At 71.4% G+C, this 21,866-nt stretch carries 18 protein-coding genes; 12 read left to right on the top strand and 6 right to left on the bottom strand.

Annotation, left to right across the window (positions count from 1 at the left end; all coding sequences use genetic code 11):
• Positions 1–117 precede the first annotated feature (117 nt).
• Genes aspT (OTB20_RS31605) through OTB20_RS31595 form a run of 3 tightly spaced genes read left to right on the top strand, consistent with a single transcriptional unit; the run spans position 118 to position 5,247 of the window.
• Positions 118–1,800 carry an aspartate-alanine antiporter gene (aspT, locus tag OTB20_RS31605; protein ID WP_267822763.1) on the top strand — a complete coding sequence of 561 codons (1,683 nt, stop codon included), beginning with the start codon at positions 118–120 and terminating at the stop codon, positions 1,798–1,800.
• Positions 1,801–1,831: 31 nt separating this feature from the next.
• Positions 1,832–3,535: an aspartate-alanine antiporter gene (gene aspT / locus OTB20_RS31600; protein WP_267822761.1), complete on the top strand. Its 1,704-nt coding sequence runs from the start codon at positions 1,832–1,834 to the stop codon at positions 3,533–3,535.
• Between the two features lie 53 nt (positions 3,536–3,588).
• Positions 3,589–5,247 (top strand): bifunctional aspartate transaminase/aspartate 4-decarboxylase, encoded by a 1,659-nt coding sequence (locus tag OTB20_RS31595; RefSeq protein ID WP_267822759.1) that lies wholly within the window; start codon positions 3,589–3,591, stop codon positions 5,245–5,247.
• Between the two features lie 70 nt (positions 5,248–5,317).
• On the opposite strand, the gene sph is transcribed toward OTB20_RS31595, so the two are convergent.
• Both sph and OTB20_RS31585 read right to left on the bottom strand, forming a co-directional pair.
• Complete coding sequence (gene sph / locus OTB20_RS31590; RefSeq protein ID WP_267822757.1) at positions 5,318–6,310, bottom strand: sphingomyelin phosphodiesterase; 993 nt, start codon at positions 6,308–6,310, stop codon at positions 5,318–5,320.
• Positions 6,311–6,445: 135 nt separating this feature from the next.
• On the bottom strand, positions 6,446–6,658 hold the full coding sequence (locus OTB20_RS31585; RefSeq protein ID WP_267822755.1) for a hypothetical protein: 213 nt from the start codon (positions 6,656–6,658) through the stop codon (positions 6,446–6,448).
• Between the two features lie 94 nt (positions 6,659–6,752).
• Between OTB20_RS31585 and OTB20_RS31580 the strand changes: the two genes are divergently transcribed.
• A complete protein-coding gene (locus OTB20_RS31580; protein ID WP_267822753.1) occupies positions 6,753–7,679 on the top strand; it encodes an oxygenase MpaB family protein in 927 nt (308 codons plus the stop codon).
• Between the two features lie 34 nt (positions 7,680–7,713).
• On the opposite strand, the gene OTB20_RS31575 is transcribed toward OTB20_RS31580, so the two are convergent.
• Positions 7,714–9,225, bottom strand: a complete 1,512-nt coding sequence (locus OTB20_RS31575) for a M1 family metallopeptidase (RefSeq protein ID WP_267822751.1) — start codon at positions 9,223–9,225, stop codon at positions 7,714–7,716.
• Positions 9,226–9,516: 291 nt separating this feature from the next.
• Between OTB20_RS31575 and OTB20_RS31570 the strand changes: the two genes are divergently transcribed.
• The 7 genes from OTB20_RS31570 to OTB20_RS31540 all read left to right on the top strand — a co-directional run bounded on the left by OTB20_RS31570 (position 9,517) and on the right by OTB20_RS31540 (position 16,908).
• Entirely contained in the window at positions 9,517–10,092 is a 576-nt protein-coding gene (locus OTB20_RS31570) for a cysteine hydrolase family protein (RefSeq protein ID WP_267822749.1), read from the top strand.
• Positions 10,093–10,205: 113 nt separating this feature from the next.
• Positions 10,206–10,532, top strand: a complete 327-nt coding sequence (locus tag OTB20_RS31565; RefSeq protein WP_267822747.1) for a hypothetical protein — start codon at positions 10,206–10,208, stop codon at positions 10,530–10,532.
• An 84-nt stretch (positions 10,533–10,616) separates the two neighbouring features.
• Positions 10,617–11,480, top strand: a complete 864-nt coding sequence (locus tag OTB20_RS31560) for an SCO6745 family protein (RefSeq protein ID WP_267822746.1) — start codon at positions 10,617–10,619, stop codon at positions 11,478–11,480.
• A gap of 127 nt (positions 11,481–11,607) precedes the next feature.
• Positions 11,608–14,148: a Tex family protein gene (locus OTB20_RS31555; protein ID WP_324290436.1), complete on the top strand. Its 2,541-nt coding sequence runs from the start codon at positions 11,608–11,610 to the stop codon at positions 14,146–14,148.
• A gap of 240 nt (positions 14,149–14,388) precedes the next feature.
• A complete protein-coding gene (locus OTB20_RS31550; RefSeq protein WP_267822742.1) occupies positions 14,389–14,934 on the top strand; it encodes a hypothetical protein in 546 nt (181 codons plus the stop codon).
• Positions 14,924–16,132, top strand: a complete 1,209-nt coding sequence (locus tag OTB20_RS31545; RefSeq protein WP_267822740.1) for an MAB_1171c family putative transporter — start codon at positions 14,924–14,926, stop codon at positions 16,130–16,132. Before OTB20_RS31550 ends, OTB20_RS31545 begins: the two co-directional genes overlap by 11 nt.
• The gene (locus tag OTB20_RS31540; RefSeq protein ID WP_267822738.1) at positions 16,129–16,908 is read left to right on the top strand and encodes an SDR family NAD(P)-dependent oxidoreductase; all 780 of its coding nucleotides are present in this window, start codon (positions 16,129–16,131) and stop codon (positions 16,906–16,908) included. Before OTB20_RS31545 ends, OTB20_RS31540 begins: the two co-directional genes overlap by 4 nt.
• Positions 16,909–16,991: 83 nt before the next feature.
• Here OTB20_RS31540 and OTB20_RS31535 read toward each other — a convergent pair whose 3' ends face one another.
• The 3 genes from OTB20_RS31535 to OTB20_RS31525 form a co-directional block, all read right to left on the bottom strand.
• Positions 16,992–18,629 carry an ABC-F family ATP-binding cassette domain-containing protein gene (locus OTB20_RS31535; RefSeq protein WP_267822736.1) on the bottom strand — a complete coding sequence of 546 codons (1,638 nt, stop codon included), beginning with the start codon at positions 18,627–18,629 and terminating at the stop codon, positions 16,992–16,994.
• Between the two features lie 134 nt (positions 18,630–18,763).
• The gene (locus tag OTB20_RS31530; protein WP_420716525.1) at positions 18,764–19,987 is read right to left on the bottom strand and encodes an SLC13 family permease; all 1,224 of its coding nucleotides are present in this window, start codon (positions 19,985–19,987) and stop codon (positions 18,764–18,766) included.
• Positions 19,988–20,154: 167 nt separating this feature from the next.
• Positions 20,155–20,940, bottom strand: a complete 786-nt coding sequence (locus OTB20_RS31525) for an enoyl-CoA hydratase/isomerase family protein (RefSeq protein WP_267822734.1) — start codon at positions 20,938–20,940, stop codon at positions 20,155–20,157.
• A 163-nt stretch (positions 20,941–21,103) separates the two neighbouring features.
• On the opposite strand from OTB20_RS31525, the gene OTB20_RS31520 reads away from it, so the two are divergent.
• Positions 21,104–21,757, top strand: a complete 654-nt coding sequence (locus tag OTB20_RS31520) for an HdeD family acid-resistance protein (RefSeq protein ID WP_267822781.1) — start codon at positions 21,104–21,106, stop codon at positions 21,755–21,757.
• Positions 21,758–21,866 lie beyond the last annotated feature (109 nt).

Below are 21,866 nucleotides of genomic sequence, written 5' to 3'. Positions count from 1 at the left end.
CCTGTTGACCCGGATGGCTCATCCGTGTGGGCAGATGTCCGCCAGTCGGGCAAGGGTGAACGAATGTGGATATATACGGCATTCTCGCCCTCGCCCGGCAAGGCCGGCTGACCGCCCATGGGTGTGCTCCGTGACCACCCCGAACTCGCCCTGTTCCTCTGTCTGGCCGTCGGCTACCTCGTCGGCAAACTGCGCGTCGGCCCGATCACCCTCGGCGGCATCTGCGGCACGCTGATCGTCTCGCTGCTGCTCGGCGCCTGGGCCAAGATCGAAATCGACGCGGACGTGAAGACGATCTTCTTCGCGCTCTTCATCTTCGCCCTCGGCTACATGGCCGGACCGCAGTTCTTCGCCAACCTCAACCGCAAGAGCATGCGTTTCTTCGCGCTCTGCTTCGTCGAGCTCGTCAGCGTGCTCGGACTCGCCTACCTGCTCGCCAAGGCCTTCGACCTCGATGTCGGCACCGCGTCGGGCATCCTGGCCGGCGCGGCCACCGAATCCGCCGTGGTCGGTACCGCCACCGAGGCGATCGGCAAACTGCCCGACCTGACCGCGGACCAGATCTCCACGTACCAGGGCCATGTGGCCACCGCGTACACGGTCTGCTACCTCTTCGGCCTGGTCACCATCGTCATCTACACCAGCCAGATCATGCCGATGATGCTGCGCATCAACCTGCGGGACGCCTCGCGCGAGCTGTGGGAGAAGATGCGCGGCGCCGGCGCCGGCGGCGCACTGGAGAGCGACGAGCGCGAGGCGCTGCCCGGCCTGGTCGGGCGCACCCACCTGGTCACCCTCGCCGACGGCCGTACCGTCGGGAGCCTGGAGGAGGCCTTCGGCGGGGTCACCGTGGAGGCCGTCCGGCGCGGATCGAAGAACCTGCCCCCCGCCCCGGACCTCGAACTCACCCTCTCCGACCTCGTCCTCGTCGTCGGCCGGCGCTCGGATGCCATCGAAGCGGGCCGGGCCATCGGCCCGGAGACCCCCGGCATCCCGGGAGTGGACACCCCGCTCGCCACCAGCCAGGTCGCGATGACCGATCCGTCCATCGCCGGCAAGTCGCTGGACGAGATCCGCACCACGCACCCGGACTTCCGGCGCAGCGGCGTCTACGTGACCGACGTGCTCCGCGGCGAGCAGCACCTGCCCGCCACCCCGGAGACCGTCGTCCAGCGCGGTGACGTCGTCACCCTCGTGGGCGCCCGGTCGGGCCTGAACCGGATCGTCGAGAAGATCGGCACGGTGGCCAAGAACGACTCCACCGACTTCATCTACCTCGGTCTCGGCATCGCGCTCGGCTCGCTCATCGGCCAGATCGTGGTCCGCCTCGGCGGGGTGCCGCTCTCGCTCGGCACCGGCGGCGGCTGCCTGATCTCGGGTCTGCTGTTCGGCTGGTTCCGTTCCCGCCGGCAGACCTTCGGCGCCTTCCCGCCGCAAGCCGCCACCACCATCAAGGACATGGGGCTCGCGGTCTTCATCGCCTGCACCGGGCTGACCTCGGGCCCGCAGGCCTGGCCGTTGCTCAAGGAGTACGGTGCCCTGCTGCCGTTCGCCGGGATCGCGATGGTCCTCGTACCGGCCACGATCTCGCTGGTCGTCGGCCGCAAGTTCCTGAAGATCGAGAAGCCGCTGCTGATCGGCGCCATCGCCGGACAGCAGTGCTCCACCCCGGCCATCACCTCGGTCACGCAGGTGGCGCAGAGCTCGGTGCCGATGCTCGGTTACACGATCACCTACGCCCTCTCCAACTTCCTGCTCCCACTCACCGGCCCCATCCTCGTCGGCATCCTCGGAGCCTGATCCCCGACCCCCGGGACCGGAGGGTCCGCACATGATCGACTTCCTCAACCGGAACATCTTCCAACCGCACCCGGAACTCCTGGTCTTCCTCACGGTGGCCGTCGGATTCCTGGTCGGCAAACTGCGCTGGAAGGCCATCGGGCTCGGCGCCGTCACGGGCTGCCTGATCGCGGGGCTCGTGTTCGGAGCCCAGTTCAAGGTCACCATCGACGGCACCGTGAAGAACCTCTTCTTCACGATGTTCCTCTTCGCCCTCGGCTACAAGGTCGGCCCGCAGTTCTTCCGCGGCCTGAAGAAGGACGGCCTGCCGCAGGTCCTCAACGCCGTCCTCGTCTGCGTCACCGGCCTGCTGGTCTCCTGGGGGTTCGCCTCCTTCCTCGGCTACGGGCCGGGCCTCAGCGCCGGCCTGCTCGGCGGCGCGCTCACCCAGTCCGCCGTCATCGGCGTGGCCCAGGACGCCATCGGCAATCTCCCGGGCCTCTCGCCGGATCAGATCAAGGAGCAGGAGAACCTGGTCGCCATCGGGTACGCGGTCACGTACCCGCTCGGCACCATCCTCTGCGCGATCCTCCTGGCCAACGTGCTGCCCCGGCTCTACCGCCGGAACCTGGCCGCCGAGAGCGCCCAGCTCGCCAAGGAGCTCGACGCCCCGAGCGACGATCCCGACCTCCACGAGGGCTACTACGAGATCGTGCTGCGGGCCTACCACCTTCAGCGGCCCGATCTCGTCGGACGCACGATCGACGACTTCGAGAACCAGCAGAAGGCGCTGGGTCACCGGATCTACCTCACCCGGATCCGGCGTGACGGGGAGATCCTCGACCACACCCAGCAGACCGTGCTCCGCGAGGGCGACACCGTAGCCGTCAGCGCCCTGCGCGAATCGCTCGTCGCGTTCGACGCCCGGACGCACATCGGCGGCGAGGCCGACGACGTGGAACTGCTCGGCTACCAGACCGAGAACCTGCACGTGGTCGCCTCGGAGAAGGCGCAACTGGGCAAGACCGTCGCGGAGCTGCGGGCCGAGCCCTTCATGGTCGGGGTCTACGTCGAGAAACTCTTCCGCTCCGGCTCGGAGTTCCCCTACCGCCTCTCCACCCAGATCGAGCGCGGGGACACCCTGATCCTCTCCGGCCCCAAGCGACTGGTGGACCCGGCCGGCCGGGCCATCGGCAAGCCGGTCCCCACCAGCTTCGCCACCGACATGATCTGGGTGGGCATCGGCATCTTCCTCGGCGGCTGCCTCGGCATCCCGGCGCTCACCGCGGGCGGGGTCCCCATCTCCCTGTCCACCTCGGGCGGCGCGCTCATCATGGGCCTCGTCTTCGGCTGGATCCGGGGCCGCTACCCGACGTACGGCAATGTCCCGCCCGGCGCCCAGTGGTTCATGGACACCCTCGGGCTCTGCCTCTTCGTCGCGGTCGTCGGCATCAACGCCGGGCCCAGCTTCACCAGCGGACTGGCGACCGCCGGCTGGGGGCTGCTGGCCTTCGGAGCCATCGCCACGCTGATCCCGCTGCTCGTCGGCTTCCTGGTCGGCCACCACGTCCAGAAGATCCGGTTCCCGATCCTGATGGGCGTGCTCGCGGGCGGCCAGACCACCACGGCCGCGATCGGCGCGATCAACGAAGAGTCGAAATCGCAGGTGCCGACACTCGGCTACACCATCCCGTACGCGATCAGCAACGTCCTCCTGACCATCTGGGGCGCCGTCATCGTCATCCTCAACCACTGAATCGCCCGCCTTTTCCCTCGTCCCGCATCCCCGAACCGAAGGAACGAGCCACCGTGCCGGAAACCACGTTCAGCCGCGAGGAGATCCAGTCCTTCGCACAGCTCAGCCCGTTCGAGCTGAAGGACAAGTTCATCCAGCTCGCCACCGCCGCCCAGGCCGACAAGCCCGGCCAGAAGGACACCACAGCGCGCGCGATGCTCAACGCGGGCCGCGGCAACCCGAACTGGATCGCCACCGGACCGCGCGAGGCCTTCTACGCCCTGGGCTACTTCGCGCTGGAGGAGTCCCGGCGGGTGTGGACCGCCGACAACCTCGGCGGAATGCCGGAGAAGAAAGGCATCGGGGACCGGTTCGACTCCTGGGCCCGGCGCCACCCGGACCTGCCGGGCGTGGAGATGCTGTCCGCCTGCGTCCAGTACGCCCTCTCGCGCTGGCCGTTCGACAAGGACGCCTTCGTGCACGAGCTGACGGACGCCATCACCGGCGACAACTACCCGGTCCCGGACCGGATGCTGAAGCACGCGGAGCAGATCGTGCGCGGCTACGTCGCCGACGAGATGTTCGACAAGCGCCCGCCCGAGGGCAACAACCTCTCGCTGTTCGCGACCGAGGGCGGCACCGCCGCCATGTGCTACATCTTCGACTCCCTGATGAAGAACGGGATCCTGAAGAAGGGCGACAAGATCGCCCTGATGACACCGGTGTTCACCCCGTACATCGAGATCCCGGAGCTGGACACCTTCGAGTTCGAGGTGGTCAACGTCGCCGCGAGCCTCTTCGCCGAGACCGGGGTGCGCCAGTGGCGCTATCCGGAGGAGGAGGTCGCCAAGCTGGCCGACCCCTCGGTGAAGCTCGTCTGCCTGGTCAATCCGAGCAACCCGCCCTCGCTCGCCCTGAGCGACCGGGTGGCGAACCAGATCAAGGACATCGTCGCCACCAGCAATCCGAACCTGCTGATCGTCACGGACGACGTGTACGGCACCTTCGTGCCCGGGTTCCGCTCGATCGCCGCCGACCTGCCCCGCAACACCCTGCTCGTGTACTCGTACTCCAAGCACTACGGCTGCACCGGCTGGCGGCTCGGCGTCATCGGCCTGCACGACGACAACGTCATCGACGACATGATCGCCGCGTTCCCGCAGGACCAGAAGGACCGGCTCGCCAAGCGGTACGGCACCCTCACCCTGGAGCCGGAGAAGATCCGCTTCATCGACCGGCTCGTCGCGGACTCCCGGTCGGTGGCCCTCAACCACACGGCCGGGCTCTCGCTGCCGCAGCAGACGATGATGACGCTCTTCTCGCTCTTCGACATGCTGGACGAGGGGCAGGCGTACAAGGAGCGCATCCGGCAGATCGTCCACCGCAGGCTCGACCTGCTGCTGGAGGGTGCCCAGATGAAGATCTCCGAGGACGGCAAGCGGGCCGGGTACTACATCGAACTCGACCTGCTGGCCGAGGCGGAACGGGTCCACGGCAAGGACTTCGCGGACTTCCTGGAGAAGAACTACGAGCCCGTCGACCCGCTGTTCCGGCTCGCCGAACAGACCTCGGTCGTCCTCCTCAACGGTGGCGGCTTCGACGGGCCCCAGTGGTCGGTGCGCGTCTCGCTCGCCAACCTCGACGACCTGGACTACCTGAAGATCGGCCACCACCTGCGGGCGATCTTCAACGACTACGCGAGCGAGTGGGAACGGGCGAAGGCCGCCGGCTGACGGCTCCGGCACGCGGAACGGGGGCGCCCGCCGGATCGCGGCGGCGCCCCCGTTCCGTGCGCGGGGTGGGTCAGCGGCCGATCAGCGGGTAATGGTCGGAGAGGTTGGTGTAGGTGTAGGAGGTGCCCCAGCTGGAGACCGTCCAGGGGGCCGACTCCTCCTTCACCACGTTGTTCTCCCAGTTCGCCGGACGGGCGTTGCCCTTGCGGTAGAGCACGTAGTCCAGGTCCTCGCGCGGGTCGGTCGGATAGCGGTACTTCGCTATCGAGTTCAGCGCCGTGTCGAAGGAGTACGTGTGGCCCGTGCGGGTGTCGGACGTCGCCAGATCGGCGTTGGCCAGCATGGAGGCGTACTCCGGGGTCCTCGAGTCGACGTTCATGTCGCCCGCCACGATGACCTGTTCGTTCGCCGGGATGTTCTTGCCGTCCAGGAACGCGTCGATGTTCCGGAACTGGCGGGCGCGCATGTCGGCCGCCTCGCCCGCGCCGCAGCCCGGGTCGGTGGACTGGGCGTGCGTGCCGACGACGTGGACCTTGGCGCCGTTCACGTTCAGCACGACATAGGCGAAGCCCTTGTTGGACCACCAGTCGGCTCCGCAGGCGTCCTTGTAGACGACCTGCTCCTTGCGCACGATCGGCCACTTGCTGAGGACCGTGACGCCGCCGTCCTCCGGGGTGGTGGAGGAGTAGGCGCCGCCCGTCGCGTCCCAGCCGCTCTTGCTGCGGCCCACGACGGGGGTCTGATAGGGGTACTGGGCGGCCGAGTTGGACTTCAGAGCGTCCGAGGCGCCGTTGTCGAAGGCCTCCTGGATCACGACCACGTCGTGCCCCTGGTAGAAGGAGGCCTTGGGGATCTCCGCCGCCCGGTGGTCCTGACCCCAGTTCGGGTACAGGCTCTTGCTCATCAGGAACACGTTGTACGACAGGACGCTGAGCCGCGGCGCGGCGGCGCTCTCGGCGGCGGTGGCGGCCGGCGCCGTGGTGGCGGCGAGCGCTCCGACGGCGAGCGCGGCGACGGCGGTGGTGGCGGCGGCCCGGGCCCTGCGGGGACGGATGTACGGCATGGAGGTCTCCCTCGTTCCTGTGGGGGAAGATCGGCTCCGCCATCCAAGCAGCCACGGTTACCTCTGGGTAACACCCGTGACAAGACTTTCTGTCCGGACCAAGGCAACGTGGGGTCGCGGGTGGAACCGGGCCCTTCAGTCCTCCGTCGCGGTCCACGCGAAGCCGGTCAGACCGTCCGGCTCGGCGCCGTCGGAGGCGTCGCCGCGGCCCCGCCGGCGCCGCTGGACGAAGTGGAGGAGGGCGAAGACCGCGACGGCGAACGCGGCGACGAAGGCCAGTGTGACGGCCGCCACCGCCAGCAGGCAGGGGGCCGAGGCCTCCAGCAAGGCCGAAGGGGACAGGTCCATGGCCGCAGGATGCACCGCCCACGGGCCCCGGCGGAAGACCCGGACCCCCGTCATACTGGAAGAACAGCGAGGTCGAGAGCCTGGGGGCACACGCATGAGCACGACCGAGCACCCCACGGGGCACCCCGCCGAGGAGCCCGCCGAGCGGACGGCGCGCCGCGCCGGCGACCGCCGGACCGATCCCGAGCCCCCGCCACCCGGCGGCGTGCTCTGGACCATCGCCGGAGACGTCCGCGCCCTGCTGATGCTGCCCGCCGCCTTCACCATGCAGGTCGCCCACCCCGCCATCGGGGCCGGGGTCGACGAGCACTCCGTCTTCCGCACCGACCCCTGGGGCCGCGGCGAGCGCTCCCTGCGCTCCGTCCAGCTGTGGGTGTACGGCGGGGCGGACGCCGCGGCCGAGGGGCGCCGGGTGCGCCGCCTGCACAAGGAGATCCAGGGCACCGACACCCGGGGGCGCAGCTACCACTCCCTCGACCCGGCCTGCTACGCCTGGGTGCACGCCACCGGCTTCCCGGTCTACCTGTACGCCGGGCGCTACCTGCTGCGCCCCTTCACCCCGGCCCAGGAGCGTCAGCTCTACCGCGAGTGGCTCCAGGTCGGCCGTATCCTCGGACTGCGCGACCGGGACATCCCGCAGAGCATCGAGGAGTTCTGGCCGTACTACCACCGGATGCTGGCCGAGGAGATCGAGCCCACCAAGGTCGCCCGAGAGCTGCTCGCCACCGACGCACCCCTGCCCCGCCCCGCCGGAGGTCCGCTGCCCCTGCGGCTCCTGCTGCGCCTGACCTGGCCCGTCCTGCGGGCCGCCTTCCTGCGCTTGCGGGCCTTCGTCACCGCCGGCTACATGCCTCCCGAGGCGCGCGCCGCCATCGGCCTGGACTGGACCCCGGCCCAGGAACGCCGCCTGCGCCGTTTCAGCACGGCCGTACGCATCCTCGTACCGCTCCTGCCGGAGCGCCTGCGCTACCTCCCGATCGCCCGCGCGGCCCGGGCACGCGTGCGCGCCACCGCCCACTGAGGGGCGCCGGCGCGCGAGCGCGTACGGCGGCGGATCAGTGCGCGTCGTGCACGGTGTCCGTCGCGGAGATCTTCTTCCAGGACTTCGGCTCGGCAGCCGGCTTGGCCGGCGACTTGAAGGTGCGGGCGGCCGGCGAGGCGGCCGGGTTCAGGGCCGAGGCGGCCGGCTTGCCCGGGGTGTAGAGCCAGGTCTCGAAGAGCTGCGCGAGCGGCTGGTTCGAGATCTTCTCCGCGTAGCGGACGAAGTCGCCGACCTTGGCGTTGCCGTAGGCCCGCTCGGTCGGCCAGCCCTTCAGGATCCGGAAGAACTTCTCGTCGCCGACCTGGTTGCGCAGCGCCTGGACGGCAATCGCGCCCCGGTCGTAGACGGCCCCGTGGAACTGGTTCTCCGGACCTGGGTCACCCGGCTTGACCTGCCAGAACGGGTCCTCGGCCGGCCGCTGCCCGTATGCCCAGTCGGCGAGCTCCTGTGCGGTGCCCTCGCCCTCCTTCTCCGACCACAGCCACTGGCTGTAGCGGGCGAAGCCCTCGTTGACCCAGATGTCCTTCCAGCCGTCCACGGAGACGCTGTCCCCGTACCACTGGTGGGCCAGCTCGTGCACGACCACGGACACGTTCGCCCCGTTCGCGAACTGCTTGGGGCTGTAGAACGGCCGGGTCTGCGTCTCCAGCGCGAACCCGCTGGGCACGTTGGGGACGTACCCGCCGAGCGCGTTGAAGGGGTACGGCCCGAACACCCCCTCCAGCCACTCCGCGACCTCACCGGTCCGCTCCACGCTCGCGCGCGCCGCGCCCGCGTTGTCGCCGAGGTCCTGGCTGTAGGCGTTCAGGATCGGCAGCCCGCTCGACGTCTTGTCGGTGGTGATGTCGAACTTGCCGACCGCCAGCGTGGCGAGGTACGTGGCCTGCGGCTTGTTCGAGCGCCAGTTGTACCGGGTCCAGCCGAGGCGTGAACTCTGCGACTGCAGAACGCCGTTGCTGATGGCAGCAGTTCCGTCGGGCACGTTCACCGAAACGTCGAAGGTGGCCTTGTCGAGCGGGTGGTCGTTGCTCGGGAACCACCAGGCCGCCGCATCGGGCTCCTGCGCGGCGACGCCGCCGTCCGGGGTGCGCTGCCAGGCGGACCAGCCGTCGACCTTGAACTCCGAAGGCTTGCCCGCGTACTTGACGACCACGCTCGACTGCCGGCCCCGCTGGAGCGGGGAGGCCGGGGTGACCTCCAGCTCGGAGGCGCCGGACTTGGCGAACTTCGCCTTGACCCCGTTGACCCGGATCTCGCTGACGTCCAGGCCGAAGTCGAGGTTGAACCGGGACAGGTCCTGCTTGGCGGTGGTGAGCAGGGTGGCGGTGCCCTCCAGCAGGTCCGTCTTCGGCTGGTACTGCAGGCGCAGGTCGTAGTGGGACACCTCGTACCCGCCGTTGCCGCTGGCCGGGTAGTAGGGATCGCCGATACCCGGTGCGCCCGGAACGGAACTTGCCGCCGACGCCGGGATCACCAGCAGAAGGGAAGCGGCGAGCACGCTCGGGGCGATGACTTTGCGGTGCACCTTGAACTCCAAGGGGTAGGGGAGTGGCTTCCGTTCGACCGTATTCACGCCCGGCGCCCCACGTCATGTCCATGGCCCCTGCTGTCACACGATCGCCACGCGTCTGAAAAACGCCCGTGCCGAACCGAGTGATCCGAGCGTCCGCGACACCCCGCGCCCCACCCCTGGCCTGCCCGGACCGATGTCCGTATCTGCGGATCGGCCGTCATTGCCCGGGCGCTCGCGGCGTCCTAGCGTGGTGGACGTGGCCCGCGTCGGCCGCACCCCCACCCTCGTGAGAACGGCACCCCTATGGCTACCACCACCCTGCGCCGGCTCAACGGCTTCGACGAGACCCCCGCGACCTTCGAGAACGCGGTCCTGGTCCTGGTCGACTACCAGAACACCTACACCGCCGGAGTCATGGAACTCGACGGCTGGGAACCGGCGCTCGCCTGCGCCTCCCGGCTCCTCGCCCGGGCCCGCGAGGCCGGGACCCCCGTCGTGCACCTACGTGACGGCGGCTACGGCATCGACACCGAGCCGGGCACCCTCCACGCCTCCGTCGCCCCCCGAGCCGGCGAGGCCGTCGTCACCAAGTCCGTTCCGAACGGCTTCCACCGCACTGATCTCCACGAGATCATCGAGGCCACCGGCCGCAAGAACCTGATCATCGCCGGGTTCATGACCAACATGTGCACCCTGTTCACCACCGAGGGCGCCTTCCTGAACGGTTACGCCCCCACCGTCGTCGCCGACGCCTCGGCCACGCGGGCGCTGGAGAGCCCGGCGGGCGCCCTGACGGCACGGCAGATCCACCAGGCGGCCCTCGCCACGGTCACCGAGCTCTACGGGGTGGTCGTCGCCACCGGCGCCGAGCTCAAGTAGCGCCAGGCCGCGGCCCTTTCCCCCTCTTCGCGCAGGACGGTGCGAAGAGGGGGCAGCCGTGTTTCCGGCTTGGTACTCTCCCCGTCCCTCCTCGCCGAAGATCGGACCAGGCCGTGATCCACAGAATCCGGACGGCCCCCCGCATACTCGCCGGCGTCGGTGCCTTGGCCGGCGCGATGATCTGGGTGCTGCGGGCGGGGTACTCCCTCGACGGCGGGTTCGAGAGCCAGGACCAGGACCTCTCCGTCCTCTTCGTCGACCTGCCCCTGATCCTCCTCTGCGGAGCCCTGATCCCGGTGGCCGCGTACGGGGCGGCCCGCGGCCACCGCACCCTGGGCCCCGTCCTCGCGGCCCTGGCGATCGCCCTGGCCGCGTGGGGGCTGATGTCCTGGTGGACTCCGCAGCAGGGACCGGTCGGCGGGTGGGAGCGGGGCCGGTAGCCGCACCCCGCACCCCGCACCCCGCGGACCCGTCGGGCGGGCCCCGCCCTTCTCGCCATACCAAACAGTCGGTAACCTGCCGTCATGAACCTTCCCGCGCACGCCGCCCGCCGCTGTTGGCACGGGGCGATCAACCCGCTGCACTCCACCGTCTACTTCTCGCCCGACCTCGGCAAGGAATTCGCCGCCCTCGGGATCGCCGACCGCGCCGCGGTCAACCTCTCCTCCCGCTCCGCCGCCATGGGCGCGGTCGGCGCGGGCACCGTGACGGCCACCTTCTACAACTACCGCCACGACCTGGTCGCCCGGCACCTGCCCGCCGTCTGGGAGACCGCCACCCCAGGCCAGGTCCTCGCCGCCCGGCTGAGGGCCGCGGACACCACGCTGCGCCGGCTCCTCGGCGAGGAGGCCATCGGGTCCCCCGAGATGGCAGAGGCCGCCGAGCTGGCGATGCGCGCGAGCGAGGCCTGCACCCGGCACGCCCGTACGCTCTACTCGGCCCACGCGGACCTCCCCGTACCCGAGGAGCCGCACCTCAAGCTGTGGCACGCCACGACCCTGCTGCGCGAGCACCGCGGCGACGGGCACCTCGTCGCCCTGCTCACCGTAGGCCTGGACCCGGTCGAGGCCCTGCTCAGCCACACCGCCACCGGCCGCGGCATGACCCCGAAGTACCTCAAGGCCATCCGCGGCTGGGACCAGGGCGACCTCGACGCGGCCGCCGGCCGGCTGCGTACCCGCGGACTGCTGGACGCGGCGGGTGAGCTCACGGCCGAGGGCACGGCGCTGCGCGCGGAGCTGGAAACGGAGACCGACCGCCTGGACGAGGCTCCCTACGAGCACCTCGGCGCGGCCGGACTCGCCCGGCTCGCGGAGATCGGCGGCGGTTTCACCATGCGGGCCTACGCCGCCGGGGCCTTCCCCGGAGACCTCCTCGGCAAGGCCTGAGACCCGGGCCGGGCCCGGTTCCCGACGTCCGCCGCCGCCACCTGCCACAATTGGCAGCCTTCCGACGCAGCACGCAACTGCACGCAACTGCATCACGCATACGTACGAAGGCAGGCGGGACCGCACAGTGACGATGTCCATCGAAGGCAGGATCGCCGAGGAGCTCGGCGTACGGGAGCGGCAGGTCAAGTCCGCCGTCGAGCTGCTCGACGGCGGCTCGACCGTGCCGTTCATCGCGCGCTACCGCAAGGAAGCGACCGAGATGCTCGACGACGCCCAGCTGCGCACCCTGGAGGAGCGGCTGCGCTACCTGCGCGAGCTGGAGGACCGGCGCGCGGCGATCCTCGACTCGGTACGGGAGCAGGGCAAGCTCGACGCCGAACTGGAGGCCCGTATCAACGCGGCCGACACCAAGGCCCGGTTGGAGGACATCTACCTCCCCTTCAAGACCAAGCGCCGCACCAAGGCACAGATCGCCCGCGAGGCCGGCCTCGCGCCGCTCGCCGAGGGGCTGCTCGCCGACCCGTCGGTGGAACCGGCCGTCGCGGCAGCCGCGTTCGTGGACGCGGACAAGGGCGTGGCCGACCCGGCCGCCGCCTTGGAGGGCGCCCGCGCCGTCCTCACCGAGAAGTTCGGCGAGGACGCCGACCTCATCGGCGAACTGCGCGAGCGCATGTGGGGCCGCGGCCGGCTCGCCGCGAAGGTCCGCGAGGGCAAGGAGGAGGCGGGCGCCAAGTTCGCCGACTACTTCGAGTTCACCGAGCCGTTCACCGCCCTCCCCTCGCACCGCGTGCTCGCCATGCTGCGCGGAGAGAAGGAGGACGTCCTCGACCTCACCCTGGAGCCGGAGGAGCCGAGCGAGACTCCCGGGCCCTCCACCTACGAGGGCATGGTCGCCCGCCGCTTCGGCATCAACGACCGCGGCCGCCCCGGCGACAAGTGGCTTGCCGACACCGTCCGCTGGGCCTGGCGCACGAAGATCCAGGTGCACCTCGGGATCGACCTGCGGTCGCGGCTGCGCGCCGCCGCCGAGGACGAGGCGGTACGGGTCTTCGCGTCCAACCTTCGCGACCTGCTGCTCGCCGCACCCGCAGGCACCCGTGCGACGCTCGGGCTGGACCCGGGGTTCCGCACCGGTGTGAAGGTCGCCGTCGTGGACGCCACCGGCAAGGTGGTCGCCACCGAGGTGATCTACCCGCACGTGCCCGCCAACAAGTGGGACGACGCGCTCGCCAAACTGGCGCGCCTCGCCGAGCAGCACGCGGTCGACCTCGTCGCCATCGGCAACGGCACCGCCTCCCGGGAGACCGACAAGCTCGCCGCGGACCTCATCACCCGCCACCCCGAGCTGAAGCTCACCAAGGTGATGGTCTCGGAGGCCGGCGCCTCCGTGTACTCGGCGTCCGCCTTCGCCTCCCAGGAACTCCCGGACATGGACGTGTCGTTGCGCGGCGCGGTCTCCATCGCCCGGCGCCTGCAGGACCCGCTCGCCGAACTGGTGAAGATCGACCCGAAGTCGATCGGTGTCGGCCAGTACCAGCACGACCTGTCCGAGATGAAGCTCTCGCGCTCGCTCGACGCCGTGGTCGAGGACTGTGTGAACGGCGTCGGCGTCGACGTCAACACCGCCTCCGCGCCGCTGCTTTCGCGCGTGTCGGGCATCAGCGGCGGACTTGCCGAGAACATCGTGGCGCACCGCGACGCCAACGGCCCCTTCCGCAACCGCAAGGGGCTCAAGGACGTGGCCCGGCTCGGCCCGAAGGCGTACGAGCAGTGCGCGGGCTTCCTGCGGATCCGCGACGGGGACGACCCGCTGGACTCCTCCAGCGTGCACCCCGAGGCCTACCCGGTGGTCCGCACCATGGGCAAGACGGCGGGCAGCGAGGTGGCGGCCCTGATCGGCAACACCGGCGTACTGCGCTCGCTGCGGCCGGAGCAGTTCGTCACCGAGGCCTTCGGTCTGCCGACGGTCACGGACATCCTGCGCGAGCTGGAGAAGCCGGGCCGTGACCCGCGGCCCGCGTTCAAGACGGCGACCTTCAAGGAGGGCGTCGAGAAGATCGGCGACCTGGCCCCCGGGATGATCCTGGAGGGCGTGGTCACCAATGTGGCCGCCTTCGGCGCCTTCATCGACATCGGCGTCCACCAGGACGGGCTGGCGCACGTCTCGGCGCTGTCGAAGACCTTCGTCAAGGACCCGCGGGACGTGGTGAAGCCGGGCGACATCGTCCGGGTCAAGGTCATGGACGTGGACATCCCGCGCAAGCGGATCTCGCTGACGCTGCGGCTGGAGGACGAGGCGGAGCGCAGCGCCGCCGGCGGCGGCGCGCCGAGGCAGCGCGAGGAGCGGGGCGAGCGGCGCGGTGGCGGCCGGCCTCCGCAGCAGCGCGGCTCGGCGGGGGGCCAGGGCGGTCAGGGCGGCGGCGAGGGCGGCGGTGAGCGCACCCAAGGCGCCCAAGGCGGTCAGGGCGGTCAGGGCGGTTCCCGCGACGGCGGCAAGGGCCGCCGCCAAGGCGGGCAGGGAGGTCAGGGAGGTCAAGGCGGGCAGGGCGGCGGTCAACGTCAGGGCGGCGGCGGTGCTCCGGCCCCCGCCAACAGCGCGATGGCCGACGCCCTGCGCCGTGCGGGGCTCAGCGGCCCCGACGAGCGGGGCAGCCGCAAGCGCTAGCCGTTCGTGGCAGCCCGTGACGGATTGGCCGAATAGGCACCCGACATGGGGACATACCTTGCCAACTCATCCGGATGATATGTAGGCATGACGGAACGCCCGTTCGTTACTCGGCGAGCGGGCTTCCGTGTTTCCCTCAGGACCGCGCTCCCGGGGCCGCTTTGAAGGCTTAAGGACGTCATGCCCATGCCCACGCACGCCTATCATCGCTGCCCGAGAAAGGGTCCGAAGAGGGAAAATATGCGCCACCCTCAACCCAGTCTGCGCAAGCGGTGCGAGGCGATTCTCGGCCGTCTCGAACTGACGCACCCGTTCTCCCTGGACGGACTGTGCGAGCGGATAGCCGAGCAACGGGGCCGCCCCATCCGGCTCCACCCGCTGCCCAAGGAGGCCGCCGAGTCCGGAGTGTGCGGGCTGTGGGTCGGGACCGCCAGCGTGGACTTCGTCTTCTACGAGGCCCAGACCACCCCGCTGCACCGGGAGCACATCGTGCTCCACGAGATCGGCCACATCCTCTTCGGGCACCACTCCCTGGAAGCCCCCGACGAGACCCCCCTGGGCGCCGGCGGGGCGCACGGGCCCGTCCCCACAGTGCTCGGGCGCACCAACTACACCACCCGCCAGGAGCGGGAGGCGGAGATGCTCGCCAGCATGATCCGCATCCGCACGGGCACCCGCGGCCCGCACCTGGGCCACGGAGCCGGGGGCCGGGACACGCTCGCCCGGCTGGAGTCCGCGATGGGCTACGAGCGCCGTGGGCGGGGGCCGGTCCACCGTGGCTTCTGATCTGATCGCCTTCGGCGACGCGCTCGCCGTCCCCAGTGTCATAGGCCTCTGGATCGCGGTCCTGCTCCGTGCGCCCGGCGCCCTGCGTGCCCCGCACCAGCGGGGCCTGTGGCTCGCCGTGGCCACCGCCGCGGCTGCGATGACCCTGAACCTCCCCGACGTCGTCGCCTACGCCATGGGCCGCGATCCGGGCTACGCACACACCATCGGGCTGGTGCGCAACCTCATCGGCGTCCTCTCGGCGGGCGCCGTTCTCTACTTCGTGGCCGCCGCCACCCGGGGCCGCCGGCTCCAGATCGCCTCCGGCGCAGGCACGGTCCTGTGGCTGAGTGTCCTCGTCGTACTGGACACGGCGGCGCCCGCCCACGGCACGCACACCATCCCGCCCGTCGGCGACCCGGTGCCCTCCCTCGCGTACTGGCTGGTGCTGATCTCCGCCCACCTGCTCGCCAACACCATCTGCGTGTACGTCTGCTGGCGCTACAGCCGCCGCGCCGAGAGCCGGGGCCTCGCCGCCGGACTGCTGCTGTTCGGCCTCGGCACCGGGCTCGCCGGGGTGTTCTGGTTCGTGTACCTGCTCAAGGCGCTGTTCGGATTCACCTGGGCGATGCCCGCGAACCCGCTGCTGATGAACGTGCACGGCCTGCTCCGCGCCGCCGCGATCCTCGTCCCGACGCTCTTCACCTTCCGCCGTACGGCCTCCGACATCGCCACCGCCTGGCGGCTGTGGCCGCTCTGGCGCGACCTGGTGCACGCCGTCCCGCACGTCGCCCTCAACAAGCCGCGCGCCGGCCGGGTGCTGGAGCTGCTGTGGCCGCCGGTCCCGCGCAACCTGCTCGTCTACCGCAAGGTCATCGAGACCCGCGACGCCATCCTGATCCTGGGGGAGTACGTAGCCCCGGGCGTGCCGGAGCTCGCGCGCAGCCACGTGGCGGGCAGCGGAGTCCCCGAACCGCGGGCCAGTGCCGCCGCGCTGGCCTGCGTACTGAAGGAGGCGCGGCAGGCGAAGCTGGCCGGGGGACCGCAACAGCGCAGCGAGGAGAGCGCCTTGGAACTGCCCGCGGCCCTCCAGACCTCGGCCGAGGGTGGTGACCTGGAAGGCGAGGCCCGCTTCCTCGTGGATGTCGCCCGGGCCTACACCTCACCGGCCATCACAGGCTTCACCCCGCTCGACAGCCAGGAAGCGAAAGTCTCTTGACCACCACCGTACTGATCACAGGGGCCAGCGCCGGACTCGGCGCGGCCTTCGCCCGCGGCTTCGCCGCCAAGGGCTGCGACCTCGTCCTCGTAGCCCGCGACAAGGACCGCCTCGAAGCGGTCGCCGCGGACCTCGGCCGTGAATTCGGCGCCGTCTGCGAGGTGTTGCCCGCCGACCTGCTCGACACGGGCGGGCTCGGATCCGTCGCCGAGCGGCTCGCCGACCGGGCCCGGCCCGTCGACATCCTGGTCAACAACGCGGGCTTCGGGCTCCCCGCGCCGTTCCCGTACAGCCCGGTCGAGGACGAGGAGCGGATGCTCGACCTGCTGGTCAAGGTGCCGCTCCGGCTCACCCACGCACTGCTCCCGGGCCTGCGCGAGCGCCGCCGCGGCGCGGTGCTCAACATCTCCTCGGTGGCCGGACTGCTGCCGACCGGGACGTACGGCGCCGCGAAGGCCTGGATCACGGCCTTCAGCGAGTCGCTGCGCGTGGACATGGAGCCGTACGGGGTCCGCGTGCTGGCGGTGGTGCCGGGATTCACCCGCACCGAGTTCCAGGAGCGCGCCGGGATGGACGTCAGCGCCCTGAGCGACGCGGTGTGGCTCGAGCCGCGCGACGTCGTGGCCCAGGCACTGAAGGACCTTGCCCGGCGCCGCCCCGTGAGCATCACCGGCCGGCGCTACCAGGCGTACGCCTTCGCGGCCCGCCACCTCCCGCGCACCTTCGTGGCCCGGAAGATGGCCCGCAAGCGGCGCCCCCCGGCGGACGTGGGCTGATCCGGTCCGGCCCCCGTTCGTCCATGCCGGCGGGCTCCGGGCGCGCCGTGCGGGGCGTGCCCCGTCGGCTCAGGGCGGGGGCCTCAGAGCTCGGTGACCTTGCCGCCGGCGACGTGCAGCCTGCGGGTCACCTGGACCGCGTCGAGCATCCGGCGGTCGTGGGTGACCAGCAGCAGGGTGCCCTCGTAGGCCTCCAGAGCGGACTCCAGCTGCTCGATCGCCGGCAGGTCGAGGTGGTTCGTCGGCTCGTCCAGCACCAGCAGGTTCACCCCGCGCCCCTGGAGGAGCGCCAGGGCCGCCCGGGTGCGCTCGCCGGGGGAGAGGGTGGCCGCCGGACGGGTCACGTGCGCCGCCTTCAGGCCGAACTTGGCGAGCAGGGTGCGGACGTCGGCCGGCTCGGTGTCGGGCACCGCGGCGCAGAAGGCCTCGATGAGCGGCTCGTCGCCGAGGAACAGGCCGCGAGCCTGGTCCACTTCGCCGACCAGCACACCCGAACCGAGGGTGGCCGCGCCGGAGTCCGGGGCGAGCCGGCCCAGGAGCACGGCCAACAGGGTCGACTTCCCGGCCCCGTTGGCTCCGGTGATGGCGACCCGGTCCGCCCAGTCGATCTGCAGGCTCGCCGGTCCGAAGCCGAAGTCCCCGCGCTGGACCGCGGCTTCGCGCAGGGTGGCGACCACCGAGCCGGAGCGCGGGGCCGCGGCGATCTCCATGCGCAGATCCCACTCCTTGCGCGGTTCGTCGACCACGTCGAGCCGCTCGATCGCGCGCTGCGTCTGGCGGGCCTTGGAGGCCTGCTTCTCGCTCGCCTCGCTGCGGAACTTCTTGCCGATCTTGTCGTTGTCGGTGGCCTTGCGGCGGGCGTTCTTGACGCCCTTGTCCATCCAGCCCCGCTGCATCGCGGCCCGGCCCTCCAGGGCGGACCGCTTGTCGGCGTACTCGTCGTACTCCTCGCGGGCGTGGCTGCGGGACCGCTCGCGCTCCTCCAGGTAGGCGTCGTAGCCGCCGCCGTAGAGGTTGATCTGCTGCTGGGCCAGGTCGAGTTCGAGGACCTTGGTGACAGTGCGCGTGAGGAACTCGCGGTCGTGGCTGATCACGACGGTGCCGGCGCGCAGCCCCTTCACGAACTGCTCCAGGCGCTCCAGACCGTCGAGGTCGAGGTCGTTGGTCGGCTCGTCGAGCAGGAAGACGTCGTAGCGGGACAGCAGGAGCGAGGCCAGTCCGGCGCGGGCGGCCTGGCCGCCGGACAGCGCGGTCATCGGCAGGTCGAGTCCCACCGCGAGCCCGAGGTCGTCGGCGACCTCCTGGGCCCGCTCGTCGAGGTCGGCGCCGCCGAGGTTCAGCCACCGGTCGAGGGCGTCCGCGTACGCGTCGTCCGCGCCCGCCGCGCCGTCCACGAGGCCCTGCGTCGCCGCGTCGAGTTCGGCCTGCGCCGTGGCCACCCCGGTACGCCGGGCCAGGAACTCGCGGACCGACTCCCCGGGGCGCCGCTCCGGCTCCTGGGGGAGGTGACCGACGGCGGCGGTGGGCGGGGAGAGCCGCACCTCACCGGTCTCGGGGGCGTCCAGCCCGGCGAGCATCCGCAGCAGCGTGGACTTCCCGGCGCCGTTGACGCCGACGAGGCCGATGACGTCGCCGGGCGCGACGACGAGGTCGAGATCGGCGAAGAGCGTGCGCTCACCGTGCGCGGCGGTGAGCTTCTTGGCGACGAGGGTTGCAGTCATGATCTGCCGATCCTATCCGCGCCCCCGCCCTCGCCGCCCCGCCCCGGCGCCCGCCCCGCGTTCCGGGCGGCCGGTCACGTACCGAGGAGGCCGGTCACGCACCGAGGCGGCCGGTCACGCACCGAGGCGGCGGGTCATGCACCGAGGAGGCCAAGGGCCGCCCACAGCGCCGTCACCGCCGCCGCGAGCGCCGGGACGGTGGTCAGCAGCCCGAGCCGGGTGAAGTCCCGGAGCGTCACCAGATCCGCGCCGACGCCGTCGCCGTGCAGGATCCGCCGCCAGAGCAGCGTGGCCAGCGAGCCCGCGTAGGTCAGGTTCGGCCCGATGTTCACCCCGATCAGCACCGCCAGCACCGGCCCCGCGCCACCCGCCGAGGCCACCGGGAGCAGGGCCAGTACCGCGGGCAGATTGTTGATCAGGTTGGCCAGCACGGCGGCCACCGCCGCCACCGCGAGCAGCGCGGGCAGCGAATCCCCGGCCGGGGTCACCCGCTGCAGTGCGTCCCCGAGCCCGTGGTCCACGACCGCCCGCACCACCACCCCCAGCGCCAGCACGAACAGGCAGAAGGCGGGCGCCGCCGAGCGCAGGATCCGCACCGCAGTGGTTTCCCGGCGCCGCAGCGCCCGTACGGCGAGGACCAGCGTGCCCGCCAGCGCCGCCCAGGCGGGGCTGGCCCCCGCGAAGGAGGCGAGCGCGAAGCCGGCCAGGGTCAGCGCGAGCACACCGGCCGCGAACCAGGGCATCGGCGCCGGCTCCGCGGCTTCCGGGACGTGCTCCGGGGCGGCCGCCAGGTCGGTCCGGAAGTAGCGGCGGAACACCGCGTACTCCACTGCGATCGCCGCCAGCCACGGCAAGGCCATCAGCGCCGCGAACCGGGTGAAGGACAGCCCGCTCGCGGCGAAGGCGAGCAGATTGGTGAGGTTGGAGACCGGCAGGAGGAGCGAGGCGGAGTTCGCCAGGTGCGCGGTGGCGTAGACGTGCGGGCGCGGCCGGGCCCCCAGCCGGGAGGCGGTCGCCAGCACCACCGGGGTCAGCAGCACCACGGTCGCGTCCAGGCTCAGCGCGGCGGTGACGACGGAGGCGACGGCGAACACCCCGCCGAGCAGCGCCACCGGGCCGCGCCCCGCCGCCCGCCGGGCCACCGCGGCCCCGGCGGCCTGGAAAAGCCCCTCGTCGGCGCAGAGCCGGGCCAGCGCCAGGATGACAGCGAGGAAGCCGACCACCGGCAGCAGCTCGCGGGTCTGCGCCCACGCGTCGGCGGGCGGTACGACGCCCAGTTCGACGAGCACCCCGGCGGCGGGCACGGCCGCCGCGGCCTCCGGCAGTCCGCGCGGGCGCAGTACGGCGAAGGCCAGCACCCCGAGGAGGAGGGCGACGGACAGGCATGCGGCGGCGACGGGGTACAGGACGGGCTCCGGAGCGGGGAGGGCGGGCGCACGGCGCCGGGCTTACGGGAGGGGCGGCGCGGGCAAGGCCGGCGCGGGCCGGGCCAGCGGGAGCTCGCAGGCCGCGCGGCTCGGCCCGCTCACCCCGTCGGCGGAGTCCAGGTGAAGGCGGGCGCGCGCCGTTCCAGGAAGGCGGCGACCCCCTCGGCGGTGTCTCCGCTTCCGGCCGCCTGCGCCGCCCAGTACGCGTCCCGGTCCGTGCGGCCGTCCGCGAACTCCTTCGCCGAAGCCTGCGTGAGCTGTGAGCGCGTGGCCAGGATCCGAGCGAACTCGGCCACCCGCTTCGACAGCTGCCCCGCCGGCAGCAGCTCGTCCAGCAGTCCCGTACGCAGCGCCCGCTCCGCGTCGATCAACTGGGCGGAGAAGAGCAGGTACTTGGCGGCTGCCGGACCCACCAGGGAGGCGAGCCGCCGGGTGGACGAGGCCGGGTACACGATGCCCAGCTTCGCCGGCGTCACCCCGAAGGAAGCCCCCTCCTCCGCGAAGCGCAGATCGCAGGCGGCGGCCAGCTGGCTGCCCCCGCCCACGCAGAACCCGCGGATCGCGGCCAGGGTGGGCTTGGGGAAGGCGGCGAGCGCCTCCTCCGCTGCCACGGCCAGGGCCTGCGGGTCCTCGGCCCCGGTCAGCGAGGAGATGTCGGCCCCCGCGCAGAAGGTCTCGCCGGCCCCCGTGAGGACCAGTACCCGTACGGCGGGATCCGCCGCGAGCCCGGCGAGCAGCTCCGGCAGCCCGCGCCACATCGCGGCCGTCATGGCGTTGCGCTTGGCGGGGTGCGAGATCACGACGGTGGCGACCCCGTCGGAGACGTCGGTGAGGAGGGCTCCGCGGGGTGCCTGCGTTGCCTCGGCGGCGTGGGCTGCGTCCATGCGCCGGATGCTATCCCGGGCGGTGAAACCTATGATCAAGAGACCGGTACCCGGCAGATCGGTGGACCGGCAGGCAGTGGGGGCCGTGCGGGGGGTGCTGAAAGGTGGCGCGTCCATGGGCGCAGACAGTGCCGAGCATGCGGACCGCAAGGGTCCCGAGGGCATGAAGGACGACAAGAAGAAGGTCAGCCGCAGTTTCGCGCTGATGGCACTGCTAGGCGCGCTCTTGGTGGTGGCCGGGCTGGTGGGCCTCGTCTACACCGGCGTCGCCACCCTGACCACGATGTTCCTCTTCGGCTGGCTGCTGCTGGCCGGCGGCGTGGTGGGGCTGCTCCAGGCGATCCAGTCCCGCAAGAGCAACTATTTCTGGCTCGCCGTCATCGTCGCCGCGATCAACATGGCGGCCGGCTTCGTGATCCTGCGCCGCCCGGAGGCGAGCGCGGAGGCACTGACCATGTTCGCCGCGCTGCTGTTCCTCACCGGCGGGGTGTTCCGGCTGGCGGGCGCCGTGGTGGTGCGCGGCGCGCACCTCGGGCTGACCCTGGTCCAGGGCGCCTTCGGCATCCTGCTGGGCCTGCTGATCCTCTCCAATTGGCCCAGCAGCAGCCTGTACGTGATCGGAGCGTTCTTCTCCCTCGCGCTGCTGTTCGACGGTCTGAGTCTGATCGCCGTGGGCATGGGAGCCCGCCGCATCCTGGGCTTGGTCAGGGACGACGAGGTTCCTGTGACGCCGGCGGGGGCGGGGGTCGGTGTGGCCGAAACGCCCCGGGCGGCCGAGAAGCTTCCCTCAGAAGATCAGGAACGGTCGAACAACTGACTCTGTCATACGCCAGCGGTCAGAAAGTGTCCGATTGATGCTGACTTCTGGTCAGCGGTCCAGCCCGGAGCGGTCCGGTCCCCACTCTTGACGTGTGCAGACGATCGAG

The organism is Streptomyces sp. H27-H1, assembly GCF_026627445.1.
GTDB lineage: Bacteria > Actinomycetota > Actinomycetes > Streptomycetales > Streptomycetaceae > Streptomyces.
Note: the sequence above shows the minus strand (reverse complement) of the source record. Positions and strands in the feature narration are given on the sequence as shown.

What these genes read in the sequence shown, in the direction of transcription:
- aspT (WP_267822763.1), top strand. Translation starts at nt 118, where the DNA reads ATGGGTGTGCTCCGTGACCACCCCGAACTCGCCCTGTTCCTCTGTCTG.
- aspT (WP_267822761.1), top strand. Translation starts at nt 1,832, where the DNA reads ATGATCGACTTCCTCAACCGGAACATCTTCCAACCGCACCCGGAACTC.
- sph (WP_267822757.1), bottom strand. Translation starts at nt 6,310, where the DNA reads ATGCCGTACATCCGTCCCCGCAGGGCCCGGGCCGCCGCCACCACCGCC.
- OTB20_RS31585 (WP_267822755.1), bottom strand. Translation starts at nt 6,658, where the DNA reads ATGGACCTGTCCCCTTCGGCCTTGCTGGAGGCCTCGGCCCCCTGCCTG.
- OTB20_RS31580 (WP_267822753.1), top strand. Translation starts at nt 6,753, where the DNA reads ATGAGCACGACCGAGCACCCCACGGGGCACCCCGCCGAGGAGCCCGCC.
- OTB20_RS31570 (WP_267822749.1), top strand. Translation starts at nt 9,517, where the DNA reads ATGGCTACCACCACCCTGCGCCGGCTCAACGGCTTCGACGAGACCCCC.
- OTB20_RS31560 (WP_267822746.1), top strand. Translation starts at nt 10,617, where the DNA reads ATGAACCTTCCCGCGCACGCCGCCCGCCGCTGTTGGCACGGGGCGATC.
- OTB20_RS31550 (WP_267822742.1), top strand. Translation starts at nt 14,389, where the DNA reads ATGCGCCACCCTCAACCCAGTCTGCGCAAGCGGTGCGAGGCGATTCTC.
- OTB20_RS31535 (WP_267822736.1), bottom strand. Translation starts at nt 18,629, where the DNA reads ATGACTGCAACCCTCGTCGCCAAGAAGCTCACCGCCGCGCACGGTGAG.
- OTB20_RS31525 (WP_267822734.1), bottom strand. Translation starts at nt 20,940, where the DNA reads ATGGACGCAGCCCACGCCGCCGAGGCAACGCAGGCACCCCGCGGAGCC.
- OTB20_RS31520 (WP_267822781.1), top strand. Translation starts at nt 21,104, where the DNA reads ATGAAGGACGACAAGAAGAAGGTCAGCCGCAGTTTCGCGCTGATGGCA.